General features: G+C 66.5%; 23 protein-coding genes and 1 pseudogene. 11 read left to right on the top strand and 13 right to left on the bottom strand.

Annotation, left to right across the window (positions count from 1 at the left end):
* The first annotated feature begins 20 nt into the window (after nucleotides 1-20).
* The 4 genes from ACIBK2_RS11445 to speD all read left to right on the top strand — a co-directional run bounded on the left by ACIBK2_RS11445 (nucleotide 21) and on the right by speD (nucleotide 6,076).
* Nucleotides 21-974 carry a PAC2 family protein gene (locus ACIBK2_RS11445; protein ID WP_357378934.1) on the top strand — a complete coding sequence of 318 codons (954 nt, stop codon included), beginning with the start codon at nucleotides 21-23 and terminating at the stop codon, nucleotides 972-974.
* Nucleotides 975-1,009: 35 nt separating this feature from the next.
* On the top strand, nucleotides 1,010-3,508 hold the full coding sequence (locus tag ACIBK2_RS11440) for a DEAD/DEAH box helicase (RefSeq protein WP_396966138.1): 2,499 nt from the start codon (nucleotides 1,010-1,012) through the stop codon (nucleotides 3,506-3,508).
* A 172-nt stretch (nucleotides 3,509-3,680) separates the two neighbouring features.
* Nucleotides 3,681-4,823 (top strand): type III PLP-dependent enzyme, encoded by a 1,143-nt coding sequence (locus tag ACIBK2_RS11435; protein ID WP_396966136.1) that lies wholly within the window; start codon nucleotides 3,681-3,683, stop codon nucleotides 4,821-4,823.
* An 8-nt stretch (nucleotides 4,824-4,831) separates the two neighbouring features.
* Nucleotides 4,832-6,076: an adenosylmethionine decarboxylase gene (speD, locus tag ACIBK2_RS11430; protein WP_396966134.1), complete on the top strand. Its 1,245-nt coding sequence runs from the start codon at nucleotides 4,832-4,834 to the stop codon at nucleotides 6,074-6,076.
* 176 nt (nucleotides 6,077-6,252) lie between these two features.
* Here speD and ACIBK2_RS11425 read toward each other — a convergent pair whose 3' ends face one another.
* The 4 genes and pseudogenes from ACIBK2_RS11425 to ACIBK2_RS11410 all read right to left on the bottom strand — a co-directional run.
* A complete protein-coding gene (locus ACIBK2_RS11425; RefSeq protein ID WP_396966132.1) occupies nucleotides 6,253-6,453 on the bottom strand; it encodes a 4-oxalocrotonate tautomerase family protein in 201 nt (66 codons plus the stop codon).
* The gene (locus tag ACIBK2_RS11420; protein WP_396966130.1) at nucleotides 6,453-7,187 is read right to left on the bottom strand and encodes an SDR family NAD(P)-dependent oxidoreductase; all 735 of its coding nucleotides are present in this window, start codon (nucleotides 7,185-7,187) and stop codon (nucleotides 6,453-6,455) included. The genes ACIBK2_RS11425 and ACIBK2_RS11420 overlap by 1 nt, the downstream gene beginning before the upstream one ends.
* 76 nt (nucleotides 7,188-7,263) lie before the next feature.
* Nucleotides 7,264-7,641 (bottom strand): TetR family transcriptional regulator C-terminal domain-containing protein, encoded by a 378-nt coding sequence (locus ACIBK2_RS11415; RefSeq protein WP_396967188.1) that lies wholly within the window; start codon nucleotides 7,639-7,641, stop codon nucleotides 7,264-7,266.
* Nucleotides 7,642-7,698: 57 nt separating this feature from the next.
* A pseudogene (locus ACIBK2_RS11410) lies at nucleotides 7,699-7,854 on the bottom strand (TetR/AcrR family transcriptional regulator); the annotation flags it as partial.
* A 109-nt stretch (nucleotides 7,855-7,963) separates the two neighbouring features.
* Here ACIBK2_RS11410 and ACIBK2_RS11405 point away from each other — a divergent pair.
* The gene (locus ACIBK2_RS11405; RefSeq protein ID WP_396966128.1) at nucleotides 7,964-8,272 is read left to right on the top strand and encodes a hypothetical protein; all 309 of its coding nucleotides are present in this window, start codon (nucleotides 7,964-7,966) and stop codon (nucleotides 8,270-8,272) included.
* 3 nt (nucleotides 8,273-8,275) lie between these two features.
* Nucleotides 8,276-8,593, top strand: coding sequence for a hypothetical protein (locus tag ACIBK2_RS11400; protein WP_396966126.1), 318 nt, complete (start codon nucleotides 8,276-8,278; stop codon nucleotides 8,591-8,593).
* Here ACIBK2_RS11400 and ACIBK2_RS11395 read toward each other — a convergent pair.
* On the bottom strand, nucleotides 8,555-9,031 hold the full coding sequence (locus ACIBK2_RS11395) for a gamma-glutamylcyclotransferase family protein (protein ID WP_396966124.1): 477 nt from the start codon (nucleotides 9,029-9,031) through the stop codon (nucleotides 8,555-8,557). The genes ACIBK2_RS11400 and ACIBK2_RS11395 overlap by 39 nt on opposite strands.
* Nucleotides 9,032-9,116: 85 nt before the next feature.
* Nucleotides 9,117-10,025 carry a hydrogen peroxide-inducible genes activator gene (locus ACIBK2_RS11390; RefSeq protein WP_396966122.1) on the bottom strand — a complete coding sequence of 303 codons (909 nt, stop codon included), beginning with the start codon at nucleotides 10,023-10,025 and terminating at the stop codon, nucleotides 9,117-9,119.
* 123 nt (nucleotides 10,026-10,148) lie between these two features.
* Here ACIBK2_RS11390 and ACIBK2_RS11385 point away from each other — a divergent pair, with 123 nt between their 5' ends.
* The 3 genes from ACIBK2_RS11385 (at nucleotide 10,149) to ACIBK2_RS11375 (ending at nucleotide 12,185) form a co-directional block, all read left to right on the top strand.
* Nucleotides 10,149-10,736 carry a peroxiredoxin gene (locus ACIBK2_RS11385; RefSeq protein ID WP_107658151.1) on the top strand — a complete coding sequence of 196 codons (588 nt, stop codon included), beginning with the start codon at nucleotides 10,149-10,151 and terminating at the stop codon, nucleotides 10,734-10,736.
* A gap of 84 nt (nucleotides 10,737-10,820) precedes the next feature.
* A complete protein-coding gene (locus ACIBK2_RS11380) occupies nucleotides 10,821-11,360 on the top strand; it encodes a carboxymuconolactone decarboxylase family protein (RefSeq protein WP_357378915.1) in 540 nt (179 codons plus the stop codon).
* 150 nt (nucleotides 11,361-11,510) lie between these two features.
* Nucleotides 11,511-12,185 (top strand): PhzF family phenazine biosynthesis protein, encoded by a 675-nt coding sequence (locus ACIBK2_RS11375; RefSeq protein WP_379283820.1) that lies wholly within the window; start codon nucleotides 11,511-11,513, stop codon nucleotides 12,183-12,185.
* Between the two features lie 180 nt (nucleotides 12,186-12,365).
* On the opposite strand, the gene ACIBK2_RS11370 is transcribed toward ACIBK2_RS11375, so the two are convergent.
* From ACIBK2_RS11370 to ACIBK2_RS11355, 4 genes are all read right to left on the bottom strand, one after another.
* Nucleotides 12,366-13,094 (bottom strand): anti-sigma factor domain-containing protein, encoded by a 729-nt coding sequence (locus tag ACIBK2_RS11370; RefSeq protein ID WP_396966119.1) that lies wholly within the window; start codon nucleotides 13,092-13,094, stop codon nucleotides 12,366-12,368.
* Nucleotides 13,087-13,761, bottom strand: coding sequence for an ECF RNA polymerase sigma factor SigK (sigK, locus tag ACIBK2_RS11365; protein WP_396966117.1), 675 nt, complete (start codon nucleotides 13,759-13,761; stop codon nucleotides 13,087-13,089). Before sigK ends, ACIBK2_RS11370 begins: the two co-directional genes overlap by 8 nt.
* Before the next feature lie 69 nt (nucleotides 13,762-13,830).
* Nucleotides 13,831-14,511 carry a DUF5134 domain-containing protein gene (locus tag ACIBK2_RS11360; protein WP_396966115.1) on the bottom strand — a complete coding sequence of 227 codons (681 nt, stop codon included), beginning with the start codon at nucleotides 14,509-14,511 and terminating at the stop codon, nucleotides 13,831-13,833.
* A 95-nt stretch (nucleotides 14,512-14,606) separates the two neighbouring features.
* Nucleotides 14,607-15,644 carry an AraC family transcriptional regulator ligand-binding domain-containing protein gene (locus ACIBK2_RS11355; protein ID WP_396966113.1) on the bottom strand — a complete coding sequence of 346 codons (1,038 nt, stop codon included), beginning with the start codon at nucleotides 15,642-15,644 and terminating at the stop codon, nucleotides 14,607-14,609.
* Between the two features lie 261 nt (nucleotides 15,645-15,905).
* Here ACIBK2_RS11355 and ACIBK2_RS11350 point away from each other — a divergent pair, with 261 nt between their 5' ends.
* Nucleotides 15,906-16,637 (top strand): SDR family NAD(P)-dependent oxidoreductase, encoded by a 732-nt coding sequence (locus ACIBK2_RS11350; protein ID WP_396966111.1) that lies wholly within the window; start codon nucleotides 15,906-15,908, stop codon nucleotides 16,635-16,637.
* 259 nt (nucleotides 16,638-16,896) lie between these two features.
* Here the strand turns inward: ACIBK2_RS11350 and ACIBK2_RS11345 are convergent, their stop codons facing one another.
* Nucleotides 16,897-18,528 carry an acyl-CoA synthetase gene (locus ACIBK2_RS11345; RefSeq protein WP_396966109.1) on the bottom strand — a complete coding sequence of 544 codons (1,632 nt, stop codon included), beginning with the start codon at nucleotides 18,526-18,528 and terminating at the stop codon, nucleotides 16,897-16,899.
* A gap of 127 nt (nucleotides 18,529-18,655) precedes the next feature.
* On the opposite strand from ACIBK2_RS11345, the gene ACIBK2_RS11340 reads away from it, so the two are divergent.
* Nucleotides 18,656-19,189 (top strand): GNAT family N-acetyltransferase, encoded by a 534-nt coding sequence (locus ACIBK2_RS11340; RefSeq protein WP_396966107.1) that lies wholly within the window; start codon nucleotides 18,656-18,658, stop codon nucleotides 19,187-19,189.
* Nucleotides 19,190-19,293: 104 nt separating this feature from the next.
* Here ACIBK2_RS11340 and ACIBK2_RS11335 read toward each other — a convergent pair whose 3' ends face one another.
* Together ACIBK2_RS11335 and ACIBK2_RS11330 are read right to left on the bottom strand one after the other, a co-directional pair.
* Entirely contained in the window at nucleotides 19,294-20,517 is a 1,224-nt protein-coding gene (locus ACIBK2_RS11335; protein ID WP_396966105.1) for an aspartate aminotransferase family protein, read from the bottom strand.
* A gap of 185 nt (nucleotides 20,518-20,702) precedes the next feature.
* Nucleotides 20,703-21,329 carry a Pr6Pr family membrane protein gene (locus ACIBK2_RS11330; protein WP_396966103.1) on the bottom strand — a complete coding sequence of 209 codons (627 nt, stop codon included), beginning with the start codon at nucleotides 21,327-21,329 and terminating at the stop codon, nucleotides 20,703-20,705.
* Nucleotides 21,330-21,423 lie beyond the last annotated feature (94 nt).

Raw genomic sequence — 21,423 nt, 5'->3', positions numbered from 1 at the left:
CGCGCAGGAAGGAGCACGCGATGGACCACGAGTCGCGAATGTACGAACTGGAGTTTCCCGCTCCACAGCTGTCGTCCGACGACGGCGCGGGTCCGGTCCTGGTGCACGGACTGGAGGGCTTCACCGATGCCGGGCATGCGGTGCGGCTGGCCACGACGCACCTGCGCGAGAGTCTGGAAAGCGAGCTGGTCGCTTCCTTCGACGTCGACGAGCTGCTGGACTACCGCTCGCGCCGTCCGCTCATGACGTTCAAGACCGATCACTTCTCCGAGTACGCCGAGCCCGAGCTCAACCTCTGGGCCCTGCGCGACACGGCGGGCACCCCGTTCCTGCTACTCGCGGGCATCGAACCGGACCTGCGCTGGGAGAAGTTCACCACCGCGGTGCGCCTGCTCGCCGAACAGCTCGGCGTGCGCCGCAGCATCGGCCTCAGCGCCATCCCGATGGCGATTCCGCACACCCGCCCGCTGGGCGTGACCGCGCATTCCTCCGACCGCGACCTCATCGCCGAGCACCAGCGCTGGCCCGGCGAACTGCAGGTGCCCGGCAGCGCCTCGTCGCTGCTGGAATACCGGATGGCCCAACACGGTCAGGAGTCGGTCGGCTTCTCGGTGCACGTGCCGCACTACTTGGCGCAGACCGCGTACCCCGAGGCCGCGCAGACCCTGCTGGAAAACGTCGCCGACAACGCGGGCCTGGATCTCCCGCTCGCCGCGCTCGGCGAGGCTGCGGCCAGGGTCCGCGAACAGGTCAACGAGCACATCGCCGGAAACTCCGAGGTGGAGACCGTCGTGCACGCCCTGGAACGCCAGTACGACAGCTTCGTCAGCGCGCAGGAACGCCAGTCGAGCCTGCTCGTCGGTGACGGCGAACTGCCCAGCGGCGACGAGCTCGGCGCCGAATTCGAACGCTTCCTCGCCGAGCAGGGTGGCTACGAGGGGGAGACCGGTCCCGGGCCGGAAGAGCAGCGGTAACAACCCTGCGGGCGCCAGCCCGTAGGGTGTTCGGAGTGGATCTGACCGAGCTGCTGGAGATACCGGGAACCGACGCCGACGCCCTCTACGAGTCCTTCGGGGCGTGGGCGGCCGAGCAGGGCACCCCGCTGTATCCGGCGCAGGACGAGGCGCTGCTCGAATTGGCGTCCGGATCCAACGTGATCTTGGCGACGCCAACGGGTTCCGGTAAGTCACTGGTCGCGGTCGGCGCGCATCTCATCGCCCTCGCCCAGGGCAAACGCACCTACTACACCGCGCCGATCAAGGCGCTGGTCAGCGAGAAGTTCTTCGCCCTGTGCGAGGTCTTCGGCGCGGACAAGGTCGGCATGGTCACCGGCGACGCCGCCGTCAACGCGGACGCGCCGATCATCTGCGCCACCGCGGAAATCCTGGCGAACCTCGCCCTGCGCGAGGGCTCGGCCGCCGACGTCGGCCAGGTCGTGATGGACGAATTCCACTTCTACGCCGACCCCGATCGCGGCTGGGCCTGGCAGGTTCCGCTGCTGGAACTGTCCAGCGCCCAGTTCTTGCTGATGTCGGCCACCCTCGGCGAGGTCGACTTCTTCGCCGAGGACATGCAGCGCCGCACCGGCCGCCCGTCGGCCATCGTCGCGGGCACCGAACGCCCGGTCCCGCTGACCTTCTCCTATGCGCGCACCCCCATCACCGAAACCCTGGAAGAACTCGTCACCACCCATCAGGCCCCGGTCTACGTGGTGCATTTCACCCAGGCCGCCGCGCTCGAACGCGCCCAGGCGCTGACCAGCGTGAATTTCGCCACTCGCGCCGAAAAGGACGCCATTGCCACGGCATTGGGCGAATTCCGCTTCGCCTCCGGTTTCGGCAAAACGCTGTCCCGGCTGATCCGGCACGGCATCGGCGTGCATCACGCGGGCATGCTGCCGAAGTACCGTCGCCTGGTCGAACGCCTCGCGCAAGAGGGTCTGCTGAAGGTGGTCTGCGGCACCGACACCCTCGGCGTCGGCATCAACGTGCCCATCCGCACCGTGCTGCTCACCGGCCTGACCAAGTACGACGGCGTGCGCACCCGCAGGCTGAAAGCCCGTGAGTTCCATCAGATTTCGGGCCGCGCGGGTCGTGCGGGTTACGACACCATGGGCACCGTCGTCGTGCAAGCTCCCGAGCACGAAGTCGAGAACACCCGCCTGCTCGCCAAGGCGGGCGACGACCCGAAGAAACAGCGAAAGGTGGTGCGCCGCAAGCCACCCGAGGGTTTCGTCTCGTGGAGCGAGGAGACCTTCGACCGCCTCGTCGCCGCCCAGCCGGAACCGATGGTGTCGCGCTTCAGCGTGACGAACTCCATGCTGCTCAACGTGATTGCCCGTCCAGGCAACTGTTTCGACGCCATGCGCCACCTGCTCGAGGACAACCACGAGCCGCGCCCGGCCCAGCGCAAACACATCCTGCGCGCCATCCGCCTCTACCGCGCGCTGCGCGACGCGGGCGTGGTCCAGCAGCTCGACGAACCCGACGCGCAGGGCCGCCGCGCCCGCCTCACCGTCGACCTGCAACGCGACTTCGCCCTCGACCAGCCGCTGTCGCCGTTCGCACTGGCCGCCTTCGACCTGCTGGACAAAGACGCGCCCGGCTATACCCTCGATGTGGTGTCCCTCATCGAATCGACGCTCGAGGATCCGCGCCAGCTGCTGATGGCTCAGCAGCACAAGGCGCGCGGTGTGGCGATCAACGAGATGAAGGCCGACGGCATCGAGTACGACGAGCGGATGGAGCTGCTCGAAGAGGTCACCTGGCCCAAACCCCTGGCCGAGCTCATCGAGCCCGCCTTCGAGACCTACCGCGCCGGGCACCCGTGGGTGTCGGAATTCGCGCCGTCACCCAAGTCGGTGGTGCGCGACATGATCGACCGATCGATGACCTTCGCGGAGCTGATCTCGTTCTACGAGCTGGCCCGCTCCGAGGGCGTGGTGCTGCGCTATCTCGCCGACGCCTACCGCGCGCTGCGCCGCACCGTGCCCGATGCCGCGCGCACCGAGGAACTCGACGACATCACCGAGTGGCTCGGCGAACTGGTCCGCCAGGTCGACTCGAGCCTGCTCGACGAATGGGAGCAGCTCACCAACCCCGGCGCGGAGATCGACACCGACCAGCTCGCCTTCGGCGCCGAGACGGTGCGCCCGATCTCCGCCAACGAGCGCGCGTTCCGGGTGATGATCCGCAACACCATGTTCCGCCGGGTCGAGCTGGCCTCGCTGCGGCGCTGGGATGTGCTGGCCGACATGGGCACCGGGCCGGACTGGGAGACCGACCTGGCCCCGTATTTCGAGGAATACGAGCGCATCGGCATCGGCCAGGACGCGCGCGGACCGCAACTGTTCCAGATCGAACGAAGACCCGGTTTCTGGCAGGTGCGTCAGGTCCTCGACGACCCGGCGGGCGACCACGGCTGGTCGATCGTCGGCGTGGTGGACCTGGCCGAGTCCGACGCCGCGGGTGAGGTCGTCTTCGACGAAATCACGGTCTCCGCAGGCTGAGGCGCACCGCCCGGCCCACCCGAATCACTACAGAATCCATACAGGTCAGCGGCTATCTCGCGCCCGTTTACGGGTGGTTCGCTGAGGTGCCACCGGCACGAGGTTTCACGGATTCGTTTCTGGGTAGGGGCCGCTGATACTCTCTCCGCTGCTGCCAAGCGAAAGATCAACTATGCCCGAATCACCGTTTCTTGTCATCTATCCCGAGCGAGTGCGTGCGAACTTCCACGCGCTCCATGCCGCCATGCCCGCGGCAAGGATTCGCTTCGCGGTCAAGGCAAGTCCGGTGCCGGAGATCATCCGCGCACTCGACGAGGAAGGCGCCGAGTTCGATGTCGCCAGCATCGGCGAGATCGAGCTGTGCCTCGCGCTCGGCGTCGAACCCGACACGCTCTGCTACGGCAACCCGATCAAGAAGGCCGCCGACATCGCCCGCGCCTACGCGCTCGGCGTGCGCCGCTTCGCCTTCGACACCGAGGACGATCTGCTGCGCATCGTGGAGCACGCGCCGGGCTCGGAGGTCGAATGCCGTTTCCTCGCTTCGGCTCCCGAGTCGCGCACCCCGTTCGGCACCAAGTTCGGCTGCACGCCGGGCGAGGCGTTCCGGCTGCTGGTGCGGGCCCGTGACCTCGGGTTGATCGTCGCGGGACCGTACTTCCACGTCGGGTCCCAGCAGCTCGATCCGGATGCCTGGCGGATCGGCGTCGAGCAGGCGGGACGCATCGTGGAAGCGTTGGCCGACAAGGATATTCACGTCCGATCCGTGAATATCGGTGGCGGACTGCCGATCGCGTACGCCGATCCCGCGCCCGCCCTCGCCGAGATCGCGGCGGTGGTCAACGCCGCCGCGGCCGAATTCCTGCCCGAGACCGCCGGATTGGTGGTCGAACCCGGCCGCGCGCTGGTCGGTTCCGCGGGCATCATCCACGCCGAAGTTGTCGGCGTGCGCATCGCGCCGGACGCCCGGCGCTGGGTGTATCTCGACATCGGCCGCTACAACGGCATGGCCGAGACCGAGAACGAGTACATCGCCTATCGATTCGTCACGGATCGGGACGGTGACCCTGTCGACGAGGCAGTGGTGGCTGGTCCTACCTGCGACGGAGACGATGTACTGTATCAACGCACGCGTGTCCTCCTACCGACCACGTTGCGAGCCGGTGATCGCATCCAGATCCTCGACACCGGCGCCTATACCGCGAGTTATTCGTCGGTGTCCTTCAATGGTTTTCCGCCCTTGACCGTTCATGTCTCGGGCGCTGAACCCACCCGCCCCGCCGGCTTCGCCGGCTGCCATCCCCTTAGGCGAGAGTGAGTATGCCCATGACGGCGGATTTCACCGGCTGGCACGTGCTGGCCGAGTTCGGTGGTGTCGACGCGACCCTTTGCGACGACCTCGAACGACTCGAATCGGCGTTGCGTGAGTCTTTGATCGCGGCGGGCGTCACCATCTGCGATGTCGTACACAAGAAGTTCGATCCGCAGGGGGTGACTGTCCTCGCGCTGTTGTCGGAGTCTCACGCCTCGATTCACACCTATCCGGAGTCCGGCGACATCTTTGTCGACGTTTTCACCTGCGGCAGTATCGGCGCCGGTGCGTCGAAAGCTGTCGAACTCCTACGAGATAGATTGTCTCCCAAGGATGTTCGAATGCAGGTCATCCGCCGCGGGCACGGCTCGCGGTATTCACCCACCCCGTCGGCAACGCCGACTGCCGACCCCCAGCGGATCGAGGAACCGGTGGGCGCGGGCCTGACCCGCATCTGGGACCTGCACGAGGTCATCGTGGACACCAATACGCCGTTCCAGCACATGGTGATCGCGCGCACCGAGCAGGGCATCAGCCTGTTCTCCGACGACGATCGTCAGTCCACGGAGTTCTCCCAGGTGACCTACCACGAGGCGATGATGGTCCCCGCCTTCGTGCTGGCCGAGAAGCTGCACAAGGTGCTCATCATCGGTTCCGGTGAGGGCGTGGCCAGTCAGATGTCGGTCGCCGCAGGCGCGACGCTGGTGGACCACGTCGACATCGATCAGCTCGAGGTCGAGCTGTGCGCCGAGCACCTGCCCTACGGCTACACCAGCGACGAGCTGGCCGCCGCCGTCCGCGGCGAGGGCCCGGTCAAGGTGCACTACGCCGACGGCTGGGACTTCCTCGCCAAGGCCGCCGAGGCGGGCACCCGCTACGACGTCATCGTGATCGACCTGCCCGACGAGCGAGTCGAAGACGCGCAGCACAACCGCCTCTACGAGTCCGAGTTCCTGTCCCGATGTCGGGCCCTGCTCGCCCCCGGCGGCGTACTCAGCGCCCAGGCAGGCTGTGCGACCATGTGGCGCAACGAAACGTTGAAGCGTTCCTGGAACCGCTTCCACGACCAGTTCGACACCGTGGTGCAGTACGGCAGCGACGAACACGAATGGACATTCCTGTTCGGCACGAACGAGCGCATCGACGACCCGGTCCAGGCCATGACCGACCGCCTGACCACCCTCCCCTACCGCCCCGAAACCGTCGACGCCCGAGCCCTCGTGCGCGGCGCGATCGAACCGTACGCCCTGCGCGTATAGAACCTCCGAACACCACCGGCTCCCAAGTGTTTTCACGTGGGAGCCGGTGCCGTTTTCGACTTGACGTACGTTGCATACACCTGACGCAGGCTGCAACCTACGTCAAGAGGATGCTTCCTACGTCAAGTCGTCGGTGTTGCGGCTAACGGGGAGGTGTTGGGCGCGTACATGTTCGGTTAGGAGTGGTTGCGGTAGTCCTCGACGTTGAGGCCGCCGACGCCCCAGTTGGTGAGGTCGATCTCGTCGATGACTACGAAGGTGGTTGCCGGGTCCTTGTCGAGGACGTCCTGGAGTAGGTCGGTGACGCCTTTGATCAGCCGGGCCTTTTGGTCGCGGGTGACGCCTTCGTTGGTGACCTTGATGTTGACGTAGGGCATCAGGCAGCCCGGCCTGCGATGAAGCCGCCGTCGACGGGGAAGATGTGGCCGGTGGTGAACTCGGCGTCGGCGAGATACAGGACTGCGGCGGTGGTTTCGGAGACCTCGCCGATGCGGTTCAGCAAAGCCAGTCGGCCGGAGGCGGTTTCGTCGCCGTCGCCGAACAGCGGGGTGCGGATGATGCCGGGCGCTACCGCGTTGACCCGGATTCCGTCGGCCGCGAGTTCTGCGGCGAGGCTTGTGGTCAGCGCGTGCACGCCACCCTTGCTGACCAGCGCGGCGGAGGCAGGGAGCCCGGCCAGGGCGTGGTTGATGAGTACCGTGCCGATATTCACGATGCTGCCGCCGGTTCCTTGCTGCTTCAGCTGCCGCACCACGGCTTGCGTGGTGAAGTACGTGCCTTTCAGGTTGCCGTTCAAGTAGCTGTCGAGATCCTCCTCGGTGACGTCCACGAACGGCTTGGCACCGAAGATGCCGGCGTTGTTCACCAGCACATCGACACCACCGAATCGCTCGATCGCCGCCCGCACCAGCTCGGAACCCGTTGCGGGAGAACCGATATCGCCCGCGAAGGTGGCAACCTGCTCAGGTGCACCCAGTTCCGCGGCCACGTCGGCCAGCTTGCCCGGATCCCGGCCGTTGAGCACTACCTTGTCCCCGCGCGCCACAAACGCCCGGGCAATATCGCGCCCGATCCCACTGGAGGATCCGGTCACGATCACCGTCTTCGTCATCTGCACTCCTTCTGATTGATACGACCGGTCGTCTTGGAATAGGTATGCAAGACGACCCTTTCAAGAAAGCCCAACGTCAGGGCAGGAAGTAGTCCCCCAGCAAACGGTCCAAACACTTGTTCAGCGGCGTCAACGTCCGATCGATCTTCATCCGGATCACCGCCCCCTCCCACGATTCGAGCAACAGATCCGCCAAATCGACCGCGTCGATATCCCGCCGAATCATCCCCAGCCCCTGCGCTTCCCGCAGTTGCTCGGCCACTCGATCACGCCACATCCCCCACGCACTCGACAGCGACTCCCGAAGCAGCTCACTACCTTCGAGCTCCCCACCCAGATTCGCGATCAAGCACCCGCCGGTGAACTCCGCCTCGACGAAGTCCTCCATCAGCCGCCCGAAAAACGCCCGCAACCCACTGACCGGATCCGCCGCCGCCCCGAACGCCTCACTCAAATTCCGCTGCACACACAACGAATGATGCTCGATCACCGCCCGCCCAAAACTCTCTTTGCTATCAAAGTAGTTATAGAACGACCCCTTGGGCACCCCCACCTTGTCCAAGACCTGCTTGATCCCGGTCCCGTGATACCCATTCGCCAAAAACCCAGCAGCCCCCTCCTCCACCAAAAGCTGCCGAGTGTCCCCACTCCGTCGCGGTCGCGCCATACCCCGAATATACGACCGGTCGTCTACAAACGCCAATCGGACCGATCGACATCAAGTGGGTATTGCCCACATGCACACTTGGTGACATGATGGGCGCGGAGGTAATGCGATGACAATGTCGGGTTTGGATCTGAGCCGCTTCGAGATCGTCGGTGAAAGCGAGGCCGATTCCCGCGGGCGCGTCGCATTGGGGCGCGCGGGCGCACGCCCCGGCCGCCGATATCAGATACGCATCAACAGCGACGGGGTGGTGGTTTTGGTGCCAGTGGTCTCGATTCTGGAACGCGAAATGACGGTGTGGGAAAACCCGCACCTCGCCGCGGAGATCCGACAGGGCGTGCAAGACGCCGAGTCCGGCGACACGGTCGACCTCGGCGACTTCACGCAGTTCGCCACCGACCCCGAGGACAAGGCCTGACCGGTGGCAGATGAACTGCGCTTCGCGCGCGCTGCCGCCGATGCCTTGCACACACTGGCCGAAAGGCCGAACACGGCAACCAAACTCAGAAAGGTTCACAAAGCGCTGGGCCTACTGCAGACGGACCCGCTCTATCCCGGTCTGAATTCCCATCGCTACCAAAACTTTCCAGGCTTGGAGAAGGAAAAGATCTGGGACTCCTACATCGAGAACCACACGCCGGGCGCATGGCGCATCTACTGGATGTACGGACCGGACGTCGAACGCGACGGCGAATCGGTGTCAGTGATCACCGTTCTGTCGATCGGACCACATCTTTAACCGATGCCGCCATTCGGCGGAGTGGGTGATGAAGTGTGGGAGATGGTGGATGGCGAAGTGGTCGGGGCGCCAATCTTCTTGGGCGACAGGGGCAGTCCATACGTAGGTCCAGGCTGGGTCCGCCGAGTCGGCCAGCTGGATCGGGCGTAGGTCGTATTCATCGTCTTCGAAGGCGTCGAGGATCTCCCACTCCCCCGCGGTGAGACCGCTGAGGAGGACGCCGCGGGCTAGGGCGTTCGGTTCGGCGACTAGGCCGGGATACACGCGGCCGGGTAGGGCCGCGACCCGCCAGCCCGGCGCGGTGGCGGTTGCTCGCTGCGGGACGCGGCCGATCAGGACCTCCAGCACCTCCGGGAACTGGAGAGTCCCGTAGGCGAACAGCGAATAGTTCTGTGCAGCAACCGCATTCCATCGTCTGATGCTCGGCGACTGGTTCATCTGCCTATCCTCTCGCATCATCGATCCGCACTCTGCGCGAGTGACGCTGATGACGAAACCGGCTGGCGCCGAACACCTTCAGTTCTTACTCCGGACGCTTGCTGCGGATGATCGCGGCGAGGTACTCGTAATCCTCCGCGCGAGCAGTCGAGGTGCGGTAGGCGAGGCCGATGGTGCGACCCGGTGCGGGGGTTGCGAAGTGGGCGGTATCCAGTGTGCCGCGGGCAGTTTCGGAGGCGACGGCCATCTCCGGGATCAGCGTAACGCCGAGACCGCCTGCGACACACTGCACTACGGTCGCCAGCGAGGCGGCGCGGGTGTCGCCGACCGCGGCCGGGTGGACCTCGGCGGAGCGGCACAGGTCCAGGGTTTGGTCGCGCAGGCAGTGGCCCTCGTCGAGTAGCAGCAGGGGCAGCGAGTCGAGGACGGACGGGGCGAGGTCGGTGCGGCCGGCCAGCTCGTGACCGCGCGGTGTCACCAACACGAATTCCTCGGTGTACAGAGGGATCTCGACGAGGCCGGGCAGCTCGGCAGGCAACGCGAGCAGCGCGACATCGAGCACGCCGGTGCGCAGCCCGTCCAGCAGCCGTGCGGTCTGATCTTCGATCACCTGCGGGTGTAGCGCGGGTAACTTCTTCTGTAACTCGGGAAGAAGACCCGGCAGCACATACGGAGCAACCGTCGGGATGATGCCCATCCGCAACGTGCCCCCGAGCCCGTCTCCGGTCGCCGACGCCACGAACCGATCCGCGGCCTCGAGCGTTGCCATCGCCTTCGGCAGCAACCGCATGCCCGCCGCGGTGACGAGCACCCGCCGGGTGCTCCGCTCGATCAGTTGCAGTCCGAGCCCGTGTTCAAGTGCCGCGAGCGCCTGCGATAGCGTGGGTTGGCTCACACTGAGCCGCGCTGCGGCAGTGCCGAAGTGGCGGTATTCCGCGACCGCCACGAACGCACGCAGCTGTGACAGGGTCGGCTGATAAGTCTGATCGGTCACGGCTATCAGTGTAGTGCGACTGATCACCTTTACCTTTCACAAGCCCTTCGGCAAGATCGCAAGGGAGCTTTTCTGCTTTTCTGCACAGTGCTAGCAAACCCACCCAGAACGAGGAGATTAGGCATGGCCTTGCTGACCATCGGCGACCAATTCCCGGCATACAACCTCACCGCTGTCATCGGTGGTGATCTGTCCAAGGTCGACGCTCAGCAGCCTGACGATTACTTCACCCAGATCACCAGCGACGATCACGCGGGCAAGTGGCGGATCGTCTTCTTCTGGCCGAAGGACTTCACCTTCGTGTGCCCGACGGAGATCGCTGCGTTCGGCAAGCTCAACGAGGAATTCGCGGACCGTGACGCGCAGGTGCTCGGCGCCTCGGTCGACAACGAGTTCGTGCACTTCCAGTGGCGGGCCCAGCACGAAGACCTGAAGACCCTGCCGTTCCCGATCCTGTCCGACCTCAAGCGCGAATTGGCCGCCGCCACCGGCGTTCTCAACGCCGACGGCGTCGCCGACCGCGCGACCTTCATCGTCGACCCGAACAACGAGGTGCAGTTCGTCTCGGTCACCGCGGGTTCGGTCGGCCGCAACGTCGACGAGGTGCTGCGCGTGCTCGACGCACTGCAGTCCGACGAGCTGTGCGCCTGCAACTGGAAGAAGGGCGACCCGACCATCAACGCGGGCGAACTGCTCGCGGCGAGCGTCTGACCTCAGAAGCACTGCGCCACTAGATGATCGACCCTGAATTCACTGCTCCCCGCGCCGGCGGGGATGACCCGAGGATAGAGACATATGAGCGTTGAGAACCTGAAGAACTCCCTCCCCGAGTACGCCAAGGACCTCAAGCTCAATCTGTCATCGCTCGCGCGCACCACCGTGCTGAACGAACAGCAGCTGTGGGGCACCCTGCTTGCGTCGGCGGCCGCGACCCGGTCGGCGACCACGCTGCGCGAGATTGCCGAGGAGGCTGCGGACGTGCTGTCCGAGCAGGCGTACAACGCCGCGCTCGGCGCCGCCTCGATCATGGGCATGAACAATGTGTTCTACCGGGGCAAGGCCTTCCTCGACGGACGCTACGACGACCTGCGGGCCGGTCTGCGCATGCAGATCATCGGCACCCCCGGGGTCGACAAGGCCGATTTCGAGCTGTGGTCGTTCGCGGTGTCCTCGATCAACGGCTGCGGGCATTGCCTGGAGGCGCACGAGCACACGCTGCGTGAGGCGGGCGTGTCCCGTGAGGTGATCTTCGAGTCGCTGCGCGCGGCCGCGATCGTCGCCGGTGTCGGCCAGGCCGTGGAGTCGACCGAAACGCTTGCCGCCGCCAAGGTCTGAGCAATCGAATCGAGGCCGTCGACGGATCCGCTCAGCGGACCGTCGGCGGCCTCTTTCGTACCCGCCTGACCAGCGACAATGACTCGATAAACGCCCGGTGTGGGCTACGCGACAGTTCGGTGTCGGCATCGGATAGTAGGCTCGGCGACCATGGGCACACAGCTTGACGTGGTGCGAGTTTTCACCGATTCCGCAGGCCGATTCGGCAACGAACTGGGCATCGCCCGGGCCGCGGACGTGGCCGAAGCCGACCGACAGGCCCTCGCGGCGAAAGCCGGATACAGCGAGACCGTCGTGGTCGAGGACCCGGTCGACGAGATCGCGCGCGTGCGGATCTACACCCCCGCCGTCGAACTGCCGTTCGCCGGCCACCCGTCGGTAGGCACCGCCTGGTGGTTCGCCGAACAGGGCAAGCCGGTGCGGCAGCTGACCGTTCCGGCGGGCCCGGTCGCCGTCGAGCTGTCCGAGGGCCTCACCTGGATCACCGCCCGCGGCGAATGGGCCCCCGACTTCACCTTCCACCAGCTCGCCGACCTCGACGAACTGACCACCCTGCGCCCCGACGACTTCACCGGTGGCCCGCACTACTTCTGGGCCTGGACCGACGAGACCCGTGGCGTCCTTCGCTCTCGAATGTTCGCCCCCACCTTGGGAATCGCCGAGGACGAGGCAACGGGCGCCGCAGCCGTCGCCATCACCGCCCTCCTACGCCGCGGCTTGGTGATCACCCAGGGCAAGGGTTCCCAACTCTTCACCGCCTGGGACTCCGACGGCTGGGTCCGCCTCGGCGGCCGCGTAGTCGCCGACCAATCAGTGGAGATCTGACCGCACCGCAAAGACCCGATCGGCCGCGTAGGCCAGCTGCGCCAGGCAACCCCGCCGCCGAGCGCGACGAGCTCCCACCGACCCCGGGCTGCGCATGTACTGTCGTGCCGCGCACGAAATCGCTAGCTGATTCGTACGCGGCAGGCAAACCTATGCGCGGCGGACCGATCGGTGCACGGCTCAGGGCAGCGGCACCCCTGTGATCGGAGTGGTTGTTGGGGCCGGGGAACCGCCGAGGGGTTCGATGCTGACTGCCAGTGTTTCGCCGGGGTCGAAGGCCGTCACGAAAGGCCGTGCCGCCGAGGGTAATCCGTCGAGCACCCCCGCCGACCGCGCCTTCGGGTCCGTACCGGCCGGCAGCAACCACACCTGATACACCCGCCCGGACGGCGGTGTGGCCACTCCATCGAACGCGACCACCGCAAGTCGTTGCTGCGGTGAGACTTCCACCACGACCGTGCCGCCGCCGGTGACCGGCTTGGTCAGCGTGCGCGCGTCCGGTTGCCGGTGCACCTGCTCCGCGCCGGGCACTCCGGGTGGCGCGTCGCCGATCCGGTCGGCGATCACGCTGCCGCCGATGACCAGACAGGCCGCCGCGGCCACCGGCACCACCCAGCGCATCCGCCGCTGCCACGCGGACGGAAGGTCGGCGCGCCCGTCGTCGGGCAGTGCCGCCAGAATCCGCGCCTCCAGTTCCGGCGGCGGCGCCTGGGCATCGAGGGCCGCGACCCGCGCCATCACCTCGTGCATCCGCTCCACGGTGTCCGAGAATGCCTGCTGCACAGCAGGATCGGCTTTCGCCAGCCGCTCCTCGATATGGCGGCGTTCGATATCGCCGACGGCGTCCAACGCGCACGGGTACGCCAGGTCGAGCAGTTCCGCGTCGGACCGCGGGGGAATGTCAGCCATCGGCGCCTTCTACGGACAAGCATTTCTCCAGTCTCTTCAGACCATCACGAATGCGGGTCTTCACGGTGGGTAACGGCACCGATAGATGGTCCGCGACTTCACGGTACGTGCGTCCGGTGTAGTAGGCGAGGGCGATCGCCTCGCGCTGGGTCGCAGTGAGCGCGTCCAGGCACCCGAAGACCTCCCGCTCCTCCATCCGCTGGGTCACCGATTCGGCGACGACGTCGTGATCGCGGCACCCGTGCGAATGGGCATAGGTCAGGTCGCGAACCGCGGCGGCGGCTTCCGCGCGCACCCGGTCGACCGCGCGACGATGCGCGAGCATCATGAGCCAGCCGACCGGGCTCGACAGCGCGGCGTCATAGTGATCGGCGGTCGACCACACCTGGAGGTACACCTCCTGCGTGACTTCCTCCGCAGTGGCGTGGCTGCGCAGGATGCGCACGGCGAGCCCGAAGACCCGCGAGCTGGTGAGCCGGTAGAACTCGGTGAACGCGGCACGGTCCCCCGTTCCGGTCGCCGCGAGCAAGGTGACGAGTCGCCGGCCGGCCAGCGCGGATCGATGTCGATCGAGCTCGCTCGGCAGCGGGCACAGGCGTAACGCATCGTCGGCACCCGGCGCCGGATCGCCGGACCGATGGGCTGAAGCGAAACCGTGCTCCGTCATGGCCGAATCCCTGCCTGCATAGACAGGGGTTCGGTATGAGCTGGCGCGCGGATTGGTCTGCGACGCCGGTCAATTCGAAACTGCCGCAATCAACATGTAGGCGGTGCCGAGATCCATGACCACATGCGGCACCATCGCCGACCGCTTTCGCGGTCCGGTCAGCGCCGCGACACACCCACCGGAGCGCAGAAGAATGCCCCGGTAGCCCGGCGTGTTGGCGAGCGGACGGCCGACCGCGAGGGCAACGAGCAGCGCGTCCGCGGCGAACACCGCGGCGAGCCCGAGCGCCGGAATCACGGCGGGACCGCCGGGGTGACCCGACATCGCGTGCCCGGACAGGGCGTACAGCATGGCCGCAGCGGTTACCGTGTGGTAACCCAGCGGCACGAGCCGCTCGACCGGCGTCCGGTCAGGCGCGCTGTGCCACTCCGAGATTCGACTCACCAGCAAGGCCGCGAAGACCACGATCATCGCGGTGAGGACGCCGCGCACGGCCGACGGGTTCGCGCCGGAAGGAAACACCAGCATCGCGAGCATCACCAGGCACATGATCAGGTGCGCGGCGTCGGACTCGTGATACCCGGCCGTCACCGAGCCTGCAGTCGAAGCCCCTTGCCGCCACCCATGATCCGATCCCACGACCAGCCGAGCAGGCGCGGCCAACCGTCCGAGCACGATCGCCCCCGCGATCAGAAACGCCGCGACCACGGACCACCGCAATGCGGCGTACTCCTGCACGAACTGCGCCACATCCCACCACCTCTCGTCGCGGCGACCGTGGACCTGCCCGTTCTATGCTCGCACCCGATAACGGCAGGGGCGCCCTTTTCGCCGGGCCCGCAATCTCAGTGCGGCACCGTCTGCCGGTACCGGTCGACGGCCGAGCGCGCGAATCGGCCCGGCGACACACCACGCCACTGCTTGAACGCGTTCGAAAAGCTCGGCGCGCCCGAATATCCCATCCGGTAGGCGACGTCCTCGACGGTCAGGCCGGTCGAGAGCAGCTCCTCGGCCAGCGTGCCGAAGGTTTCGGCGCAGAGCTGACGGTAGGACGTGCCTTCCTCGGCCAACCGCCGCCGCATGGTGCGCAGGCTCATGTGCAGCCCGGCCGCGACGTCTTCCTGACCGAGCCTGCCGTTCATCTGATGCATCAGCATCGACCGCACCGAACCGGCCACGCCCTGCCGCAGGCCGCGACGCTGCAGCAGATCGTCGCACTGCTCCTCGAACAGCTGGGCGGTGAGCGGGCTGGCCTGTGGCATCGGCTCATCGATGCCGGTGGCGTCGAAGACCGCGGTCTGCAACTCGGCGGAATCGATGCTCGGGATCTCGAATTGGTCGAAGATCGGCGCCAGCCGCGGTCGCAGTCCACCCGCGACCTCGACGCGCAGCACCGGCGGCGGCACGCCGAACACCAGGAACCAGTTCGTCAGCAGCGCGGACACGTCGCGTTCGGCCAGGAAGCCGCGCAGATCATCGGGCAGCTCGCGGTCGTCGCCGTAGAGCCAGATCTCCTCGCCCCGATAGACGTGCCAGGCGCGAGAGAACGAGGTCATCAGGCTGAAGTACCGCATGGCGACGTCGATGGCCTGTCGCATCGTCGGACTGCTGAGCACGGCGAGGGCGAACACGCCGAGGGTGGTGATGTGGGTGCGGGTGCCCGCTTCCAGGCCGAGGCCCGGCTTGTCGTCGAGCAGCGTGACGACGTTGCGGACGATACCGAGTTCCTGCGCGGCCGTGATCTCCGCGCCGGGCGTCTTCAGCACCCGAGGATCCAGATCCGTGCCACGCAGGCACTGATTCTGGGTGAGACCGTGATCTTCCCCGAGCTCGACGAGGATCACCGCGTGTGTCACCGACCGCCGCCACTCCCATGAGGCCACGCGTCCATCGTTGCTTGCTATGGCCGATATGCGCAAGGTTTTTGGCCGGAGATCGTATGTTCCGCTCTCCCAAGGGGGTTCGGGCCGGGAAACCAAACCGTCCGACCGGTTCGGCGTGGCCGGTCTCCGCAACCTTCTCGGCCGAAGTCAGCATGGACACCTGCCCCTGGCCGGATTGCGCAAAGTGCTGACCCGATATCGCATGGAACGCGCGCTAGCGACAATCTAGCGTTTGAAGGAGACTAAGGCAGGCGAAAATATATGTCTCGGAAGACACTCGCTGGCAAACGTATCGCGATCACCGGGGGTGCGCACGGCATCGGCCGCGAAACCGCGTTGGCGTTCCTGGCCGAGGGCGCCGATATCGTCCTCGGCGACGTGGATGTGGGGGCGGTGCGCGCGGTCGCCGATCAACTCGCCCGCTCGCACGGCGGCACGGTGATCGGGCTGGCGCTCGATGTCACCGACAGTGCCCGTTTCGGGAGCTTCCTCACCTTCGCCGAACGCAAACTCGGCGGCTTGGATGTCGTGGTCAATGCCGCCGACATGATGCCGGCCGGCCCGTTCCTGGCGGAATCGGAGGCCGAGTCGGACCTGCAGATCGATATCAACCTGCGCGCGGTGATCATCGGAACTCGGCTGGCCGCAGAACGATTCATCAGTCAGGGGCACGGGCAGATCGTGAACATCGGTACCGCGGCCGGGGTGCCCGCTGCGCTCGGAGTCGCCGTGTACTGCGCGACCAAACACGGCGTGGTCGGTCTCGGCGCGGCACTCGACCTGGAACTCGCGGACAAAGGCGTAACCGTCAGCACCGTGTCCTCGGGGTCGCTCGAGGATCCAGAAGCCGTGGCCGACTCCGTAGTCGACTGTGTCGTGCACCAGCGAGGCGGCCTGATCAGCGTCCCACCGACCAGTCCCCTACGTGCCGCACTGCGACCGCCGCGCGGAATCCTGCGCCACATGTTCACGCGCAACGGGCAGACCCACTGAGCCCGACCAGAACTCGCGCGGCACAGATTCGAACACCTTGATCGCGCACCACGGACGTGGCTCGAACAGAGCTCGCGCAGTGCGACTTCGAGCATCGATCACACACAACAGGCACTGCGTGTACACGTTCGAGCACTTCGCTCACGCGCAACGGGCGCAGCGCAGCACGCGTTCGATGACTTCGCCCACGCGCGACAGGCACAGCGCAGCACGCTCGACCACCTCACTCACGCACAACAGGCAGCAGCGTCGACCCCGATCAGAGCTCGCGCAATACACGTTTGAGCACCTTGCCTGTTGGATTGCGTGGCAGCTCATCGATGAACAGGACATCGCGCGGGACCTTGAAGCGCGCCAAGTGCGCCTTCACGTGCTCACGCACGTCGTCCTCGCCGAGTGAATGTCCTTCCCGCACAACGATCACCGCGCGCAACCGTTGCCCGTACCGGTCGTCGTCCACGCCGAACGCGCTCACCTCCGCGACCGCCGGGTGCGCGGAGAGCAGCTCCTCGACTTCGCTGGGGAAGACGTTCTCGCCGCCGGAGACGATCATGTCGTCGTCTCGGCCGTCGATGAAAAGCCTTCCCGCACGGTCGAAGTGGCCGACGTCGCCGGTCGACATCAGGTTGCCGACGCGTGCCTTGTCGCCGCCGCCGGTGTAGCCCTCGAACTGGAAATTGTTGCCGACGAAGATCCGACCGGTCTGCCCCGCGGGCAGTTCCGCACCGTGCTCGTCGAGGATCTTCACGATCGCGCTCGACACCGGGCTACCCACGCATCCCGGCTCGACCGCCAGGTCAGCGGGGGTGGCGATGGTCGCGTAGGCCACCTCGGTGGAGCCGTACAGGTTGTAGACGACCGGACCGAACGCCTCGGTCACCTTGGTACACAGATCCGCACCCAACTGCGAGCCAGCGACGAAGATGATCCGCAATGCGGAAAAGTCATGTCCCGCACGAGCTTCCGGGCCGAGATCGACCAACCGCTGCAGCATCACCGGCACCGCCACCAGTGCGGTGGCGCGATGGCGGTGCAGGCTGTCCAACACGACCTGCGGATCGAAGCGGCGACGGATCACCAGCGTCGAACCGAAGCCGAGCGCGATGAACATGTGCGCGAAGCCGAGCGTGTGGAACATCGGCGCCGGGCATTCGGTGATCTCGCGGGCCCGGAACGGCACCTTATCGAGAATCGCGCCGAGCGGAGCCAGCGAGGTCGGCTCGCTGCGCGGTGCGCCTTTCGGGGTGCCGGTCGTCCCGCTGGTCAGCAGGATGACCTTCGCGGTGGTGGTGGCGCGCCGCGGGGTCGATCGAGCGGCGCCCGCGATCAGATTCTCCAGCGTGTCGACGCCGGGCTGTTCGGCCCAGGCCCGATAGCGGCCGCGCGGCGCGGTGAGATCGCCGAGCACCTCCATGTACTCCTCGTCGAACACCAGCAGGTCGGCCCCCTCCCTGCCGACCACCTCGCGCAACTGCGGGCCCGCGAAATCGGTATTCAGCAACACGATTCGGGCACCGCATTTGGCCGCGGCGAACACCGCGTAGTGGAAACCGCGGTGGTTGCGGGCGAGGATCGCCACGACCTCACCGTCGCGCAGGCCGCGGGCCCGCCAGGCATTGGCCAGCGCGCTGGTGCGGTCGTCGAGTTCGCGGAAAGTGATCGAGCCCACTTCATCGATGAGTGCCGTGCGGTCCCGATAACGCTGGGCGGCGACCGACGGGATCGCGCCGAGCAGGCCGAACCGGTAGACCGCCGCGCCCATCTTGGCCAGCCGATCCGGCCGTTCCGGCGTCACCAATCCGGCGCGCACGGCCAGTGTTGCGTAATAGGTTTCGTCGGCGGCCCGGCGAGCAGCGCCCGCGGCGAGGGTTGCGACCTTGGCGAGCTTCATGATTCAGACCCCCTGGCCGGACAACGACGTCCGCCGAGCAAGTGCGGGCAAGTGCCCTCTCAGTAAAGCCGGTCGATCGGGGTCCGTCGAGTGATCATGACTCCGCGATGCGGTGCACTATGGACAAATGTCTAGCAACACCGACCAGTCTGCTACCGCGGGCGCCCTCGCCACCGACTCGACCTCGACCAGCTCGAAGCTCGCACTGCGCATCGTCATCGACGACCTCTCCGGACCGGAGATCGCCGCCCTGCTCACCGAACACGTGGCCGAGTTGGGCGCGCAATCCCCCGCCGAGAGCATGCACGCCCTCGACCTCGACGCGCTGCACCGTCCAGAGATCACTGTGTGGAGCGGTTGGGACGGCGACACCCTAGCTGGCTGCGCCGCACTCAAGCAGCTCGACGCCGAGCACGCCGAGATCAAGTCCATGCGCACGGCGGCGACGCACAAACGCCGCGGCATCGCGTCAACGCTGCTGCGCCACTTGCTGGCCGAAGCGACTGCCCGCGGGTACCGGCAGGTGAGCCTGGAGACCGGCACCCAAGACTACTTCGTCCCGGCCCAGAAGCTCTACGCCGCACACGGTTTCGAGTTCTGCGCACCTTTCGGCAACTACAAACTAGACCCGTACAGCCACTACATGACCCGCACACTCTGAGCCACACAGCCGCACGCCTCCTGGTCTCCCGCACCGAGATTCGCATGCGATTCCCGGTGCCGGAGATCAGAAAGCGTGCCGCAGATCAGTGGGCGCGCAGGAGCTCAGCCGAGGGCGCGGGTGAAGCCCTCGACCAGCTCGTCGACCTGCTCGTCGGTCATGACGAACGACGGCGAGATCTGCATGGCACCCTGGCCTGCGGCACGACTCGAAACACCATGGGCACGTAGGGTTTTCACCATCGGCAGGCCCTCGGCGGGGTCGACGAGCTGCACCGCGGCGACGGCACCGAGCCCGCTGCGGACCTCGGCGACGCGCGGGTGTTCGGCCAGCGGGGCAAGCTTCGCGTGCAGCGTGGCTTCCAACCGGGCCGACCCATCGAGGAGGTTCTCCCGCTCGACGATGTCCAGGTTGGCCAGCGCGGCCGCGGCCGCACCCGCGTGCCCGCCGTAGGTGTAGCCGTGCCGCCACCAGACACCGCCCGCGAAGAACGGTTCGGCAATGTGCGGCGCGATGAAAACCGCACCCATCGGGACGTACCCGGACGTGAGGCCCTTGGCGGTGGTCATCAGATCCGGCTGCAGGTCGAAGCGCGACGAGGCGAACCAGGATCCGCCGATCCGGCCGAAGCCGGTGACGACCTCGTCGACGACGAACAGGATGTCGTGCTCGCGGCAGATGCGGCGCACCTCGGCGAGGTAGCCGTCCGGCGGCAGGTAGATGCCGCCCGCGCCGATGATCGGCTCGCAGAAGAACGCGGCGATGCGGTCCGCGCCGACCTCCTCGATCAAGGCGAGCAGCGACTTGGCGTTGTCCCATTCGATGGTGCGCGCGTCGGCCATGAACTCGCCGTAGCCCTCGCGGTTCACCGGGATGCCCGCGAGCGCGGTGCCCGCCACGTGCATGCCGTGATAGGCCTTCTGCCGTCCGACCACGATGGTCTTGTCCGGCTTGCCGAGTTCGTGCCAGTAGCGGCGGGCGAGCTTGGCGGCGGTGTCGATCGAGTCCGAGCCGCCGGAGGTGAAGAAGATCTTGCTGCCCGGCACCGGCGCCATGGCCGACAGCCGCTCGGCGAGTTCCTGGGTGGCCGGTTCGGTGAAGTCACCGAAGTTCGAGTAGTGCGCGACCTTGCGCAGCTGCGCGGCGACCGCGTCGGCGATCTCGCCGCGGCCGTGGCCGACGTTGGTGAACCAGAGCCCGGCCGTCGCGTCCAGGTAGCGGTTGCCGGCGGCGTCGTAGATGTAGGCGCCCTCGCCACGGGCAACGACGAACGCGCCGTCCCGCTCGACCGCACCCATGTCGGCAAATCCATGCCATAGCGAGTTCATGTGTCCACCTTTACCGGAGGAAGGTGTCGCCCTCCGAATCGCGACGACGGCTCCTATGTTCACCGATTGCTTCGATACCCGCTACACCAGGCCAAACACAACTGCGGCCCAGTGCTCGTATGGCCATCAACACGTCTTCGTAAGCATCGAACAGATATAGCCGTCGAGACGCAGCTGTTTCCCGCTCACGGCGTTCGGCGGCGGGCCAGGCCACCGACGGCCGCGATGGCGACGGCCAGGAGGGTGAAGACGCCGGTGAGGATGATCAAACCGATCGTCAGCGAGACGTAACCCTGCCGCCGCGGATCCAGGAAGGGGTACGGATACCAATCGACGATCGGGCCACGAATGAGGGTGTAGACGCCGTAGATCATCGGATAGATCAGCCACAGACCGACCAGGCGCGGCGAGAGGGTCAGACGCTGGCGCGCCGGGATGAGCACCCAGTCCGCGACCAGCACGATCGGCATCACCCGATGCAGGATGTCGTTGATCCAGCGATCGGTGAGCATCACATCGATATTGGCCAGCAGCACGGCGTAGACCACGCCGGTGATGAGCAGATACAGCGCGGCCGCGCCGCGCAGCACCTCCCAGCGATGACTGTTCGGATCGCGCACGGCGCCGATCAGCAACACCAGCACCGCGAACACGTTCGATTGAATGGTGAAGTAGCTGAAGTAGTTTCCCGTCGAGAACGCCGCCTCGTGCATGTTGCGCCACGGAATCCACACCAGCGCCACGATGCCGAGCACACCGAAGACGATCCGTAGACCGCGATACACCCAAGCCGTGCCCGAATCGGCGTCCATCGCCCGATCCTCGCATATCAAGCCCCGTTCACCCGGCAAATCCGGACAGTCCGCACACTGTCGGCAACCCGGTCGGGCCGCCTGACGGAAATAC

It is taken from the genome of Nocardia sp. NPDC050175, assembly GCF_044459885.1.
GTDB lineage: Bacteria > Actinomycetota > Actinomycetes > Mycobacteriales > Mycobacteriaceae > Nocardia.
Note: the sequence above shows the minus strand (reverse complement) of the source record. Positions and strands in the feature narration are given on the sequence as shown.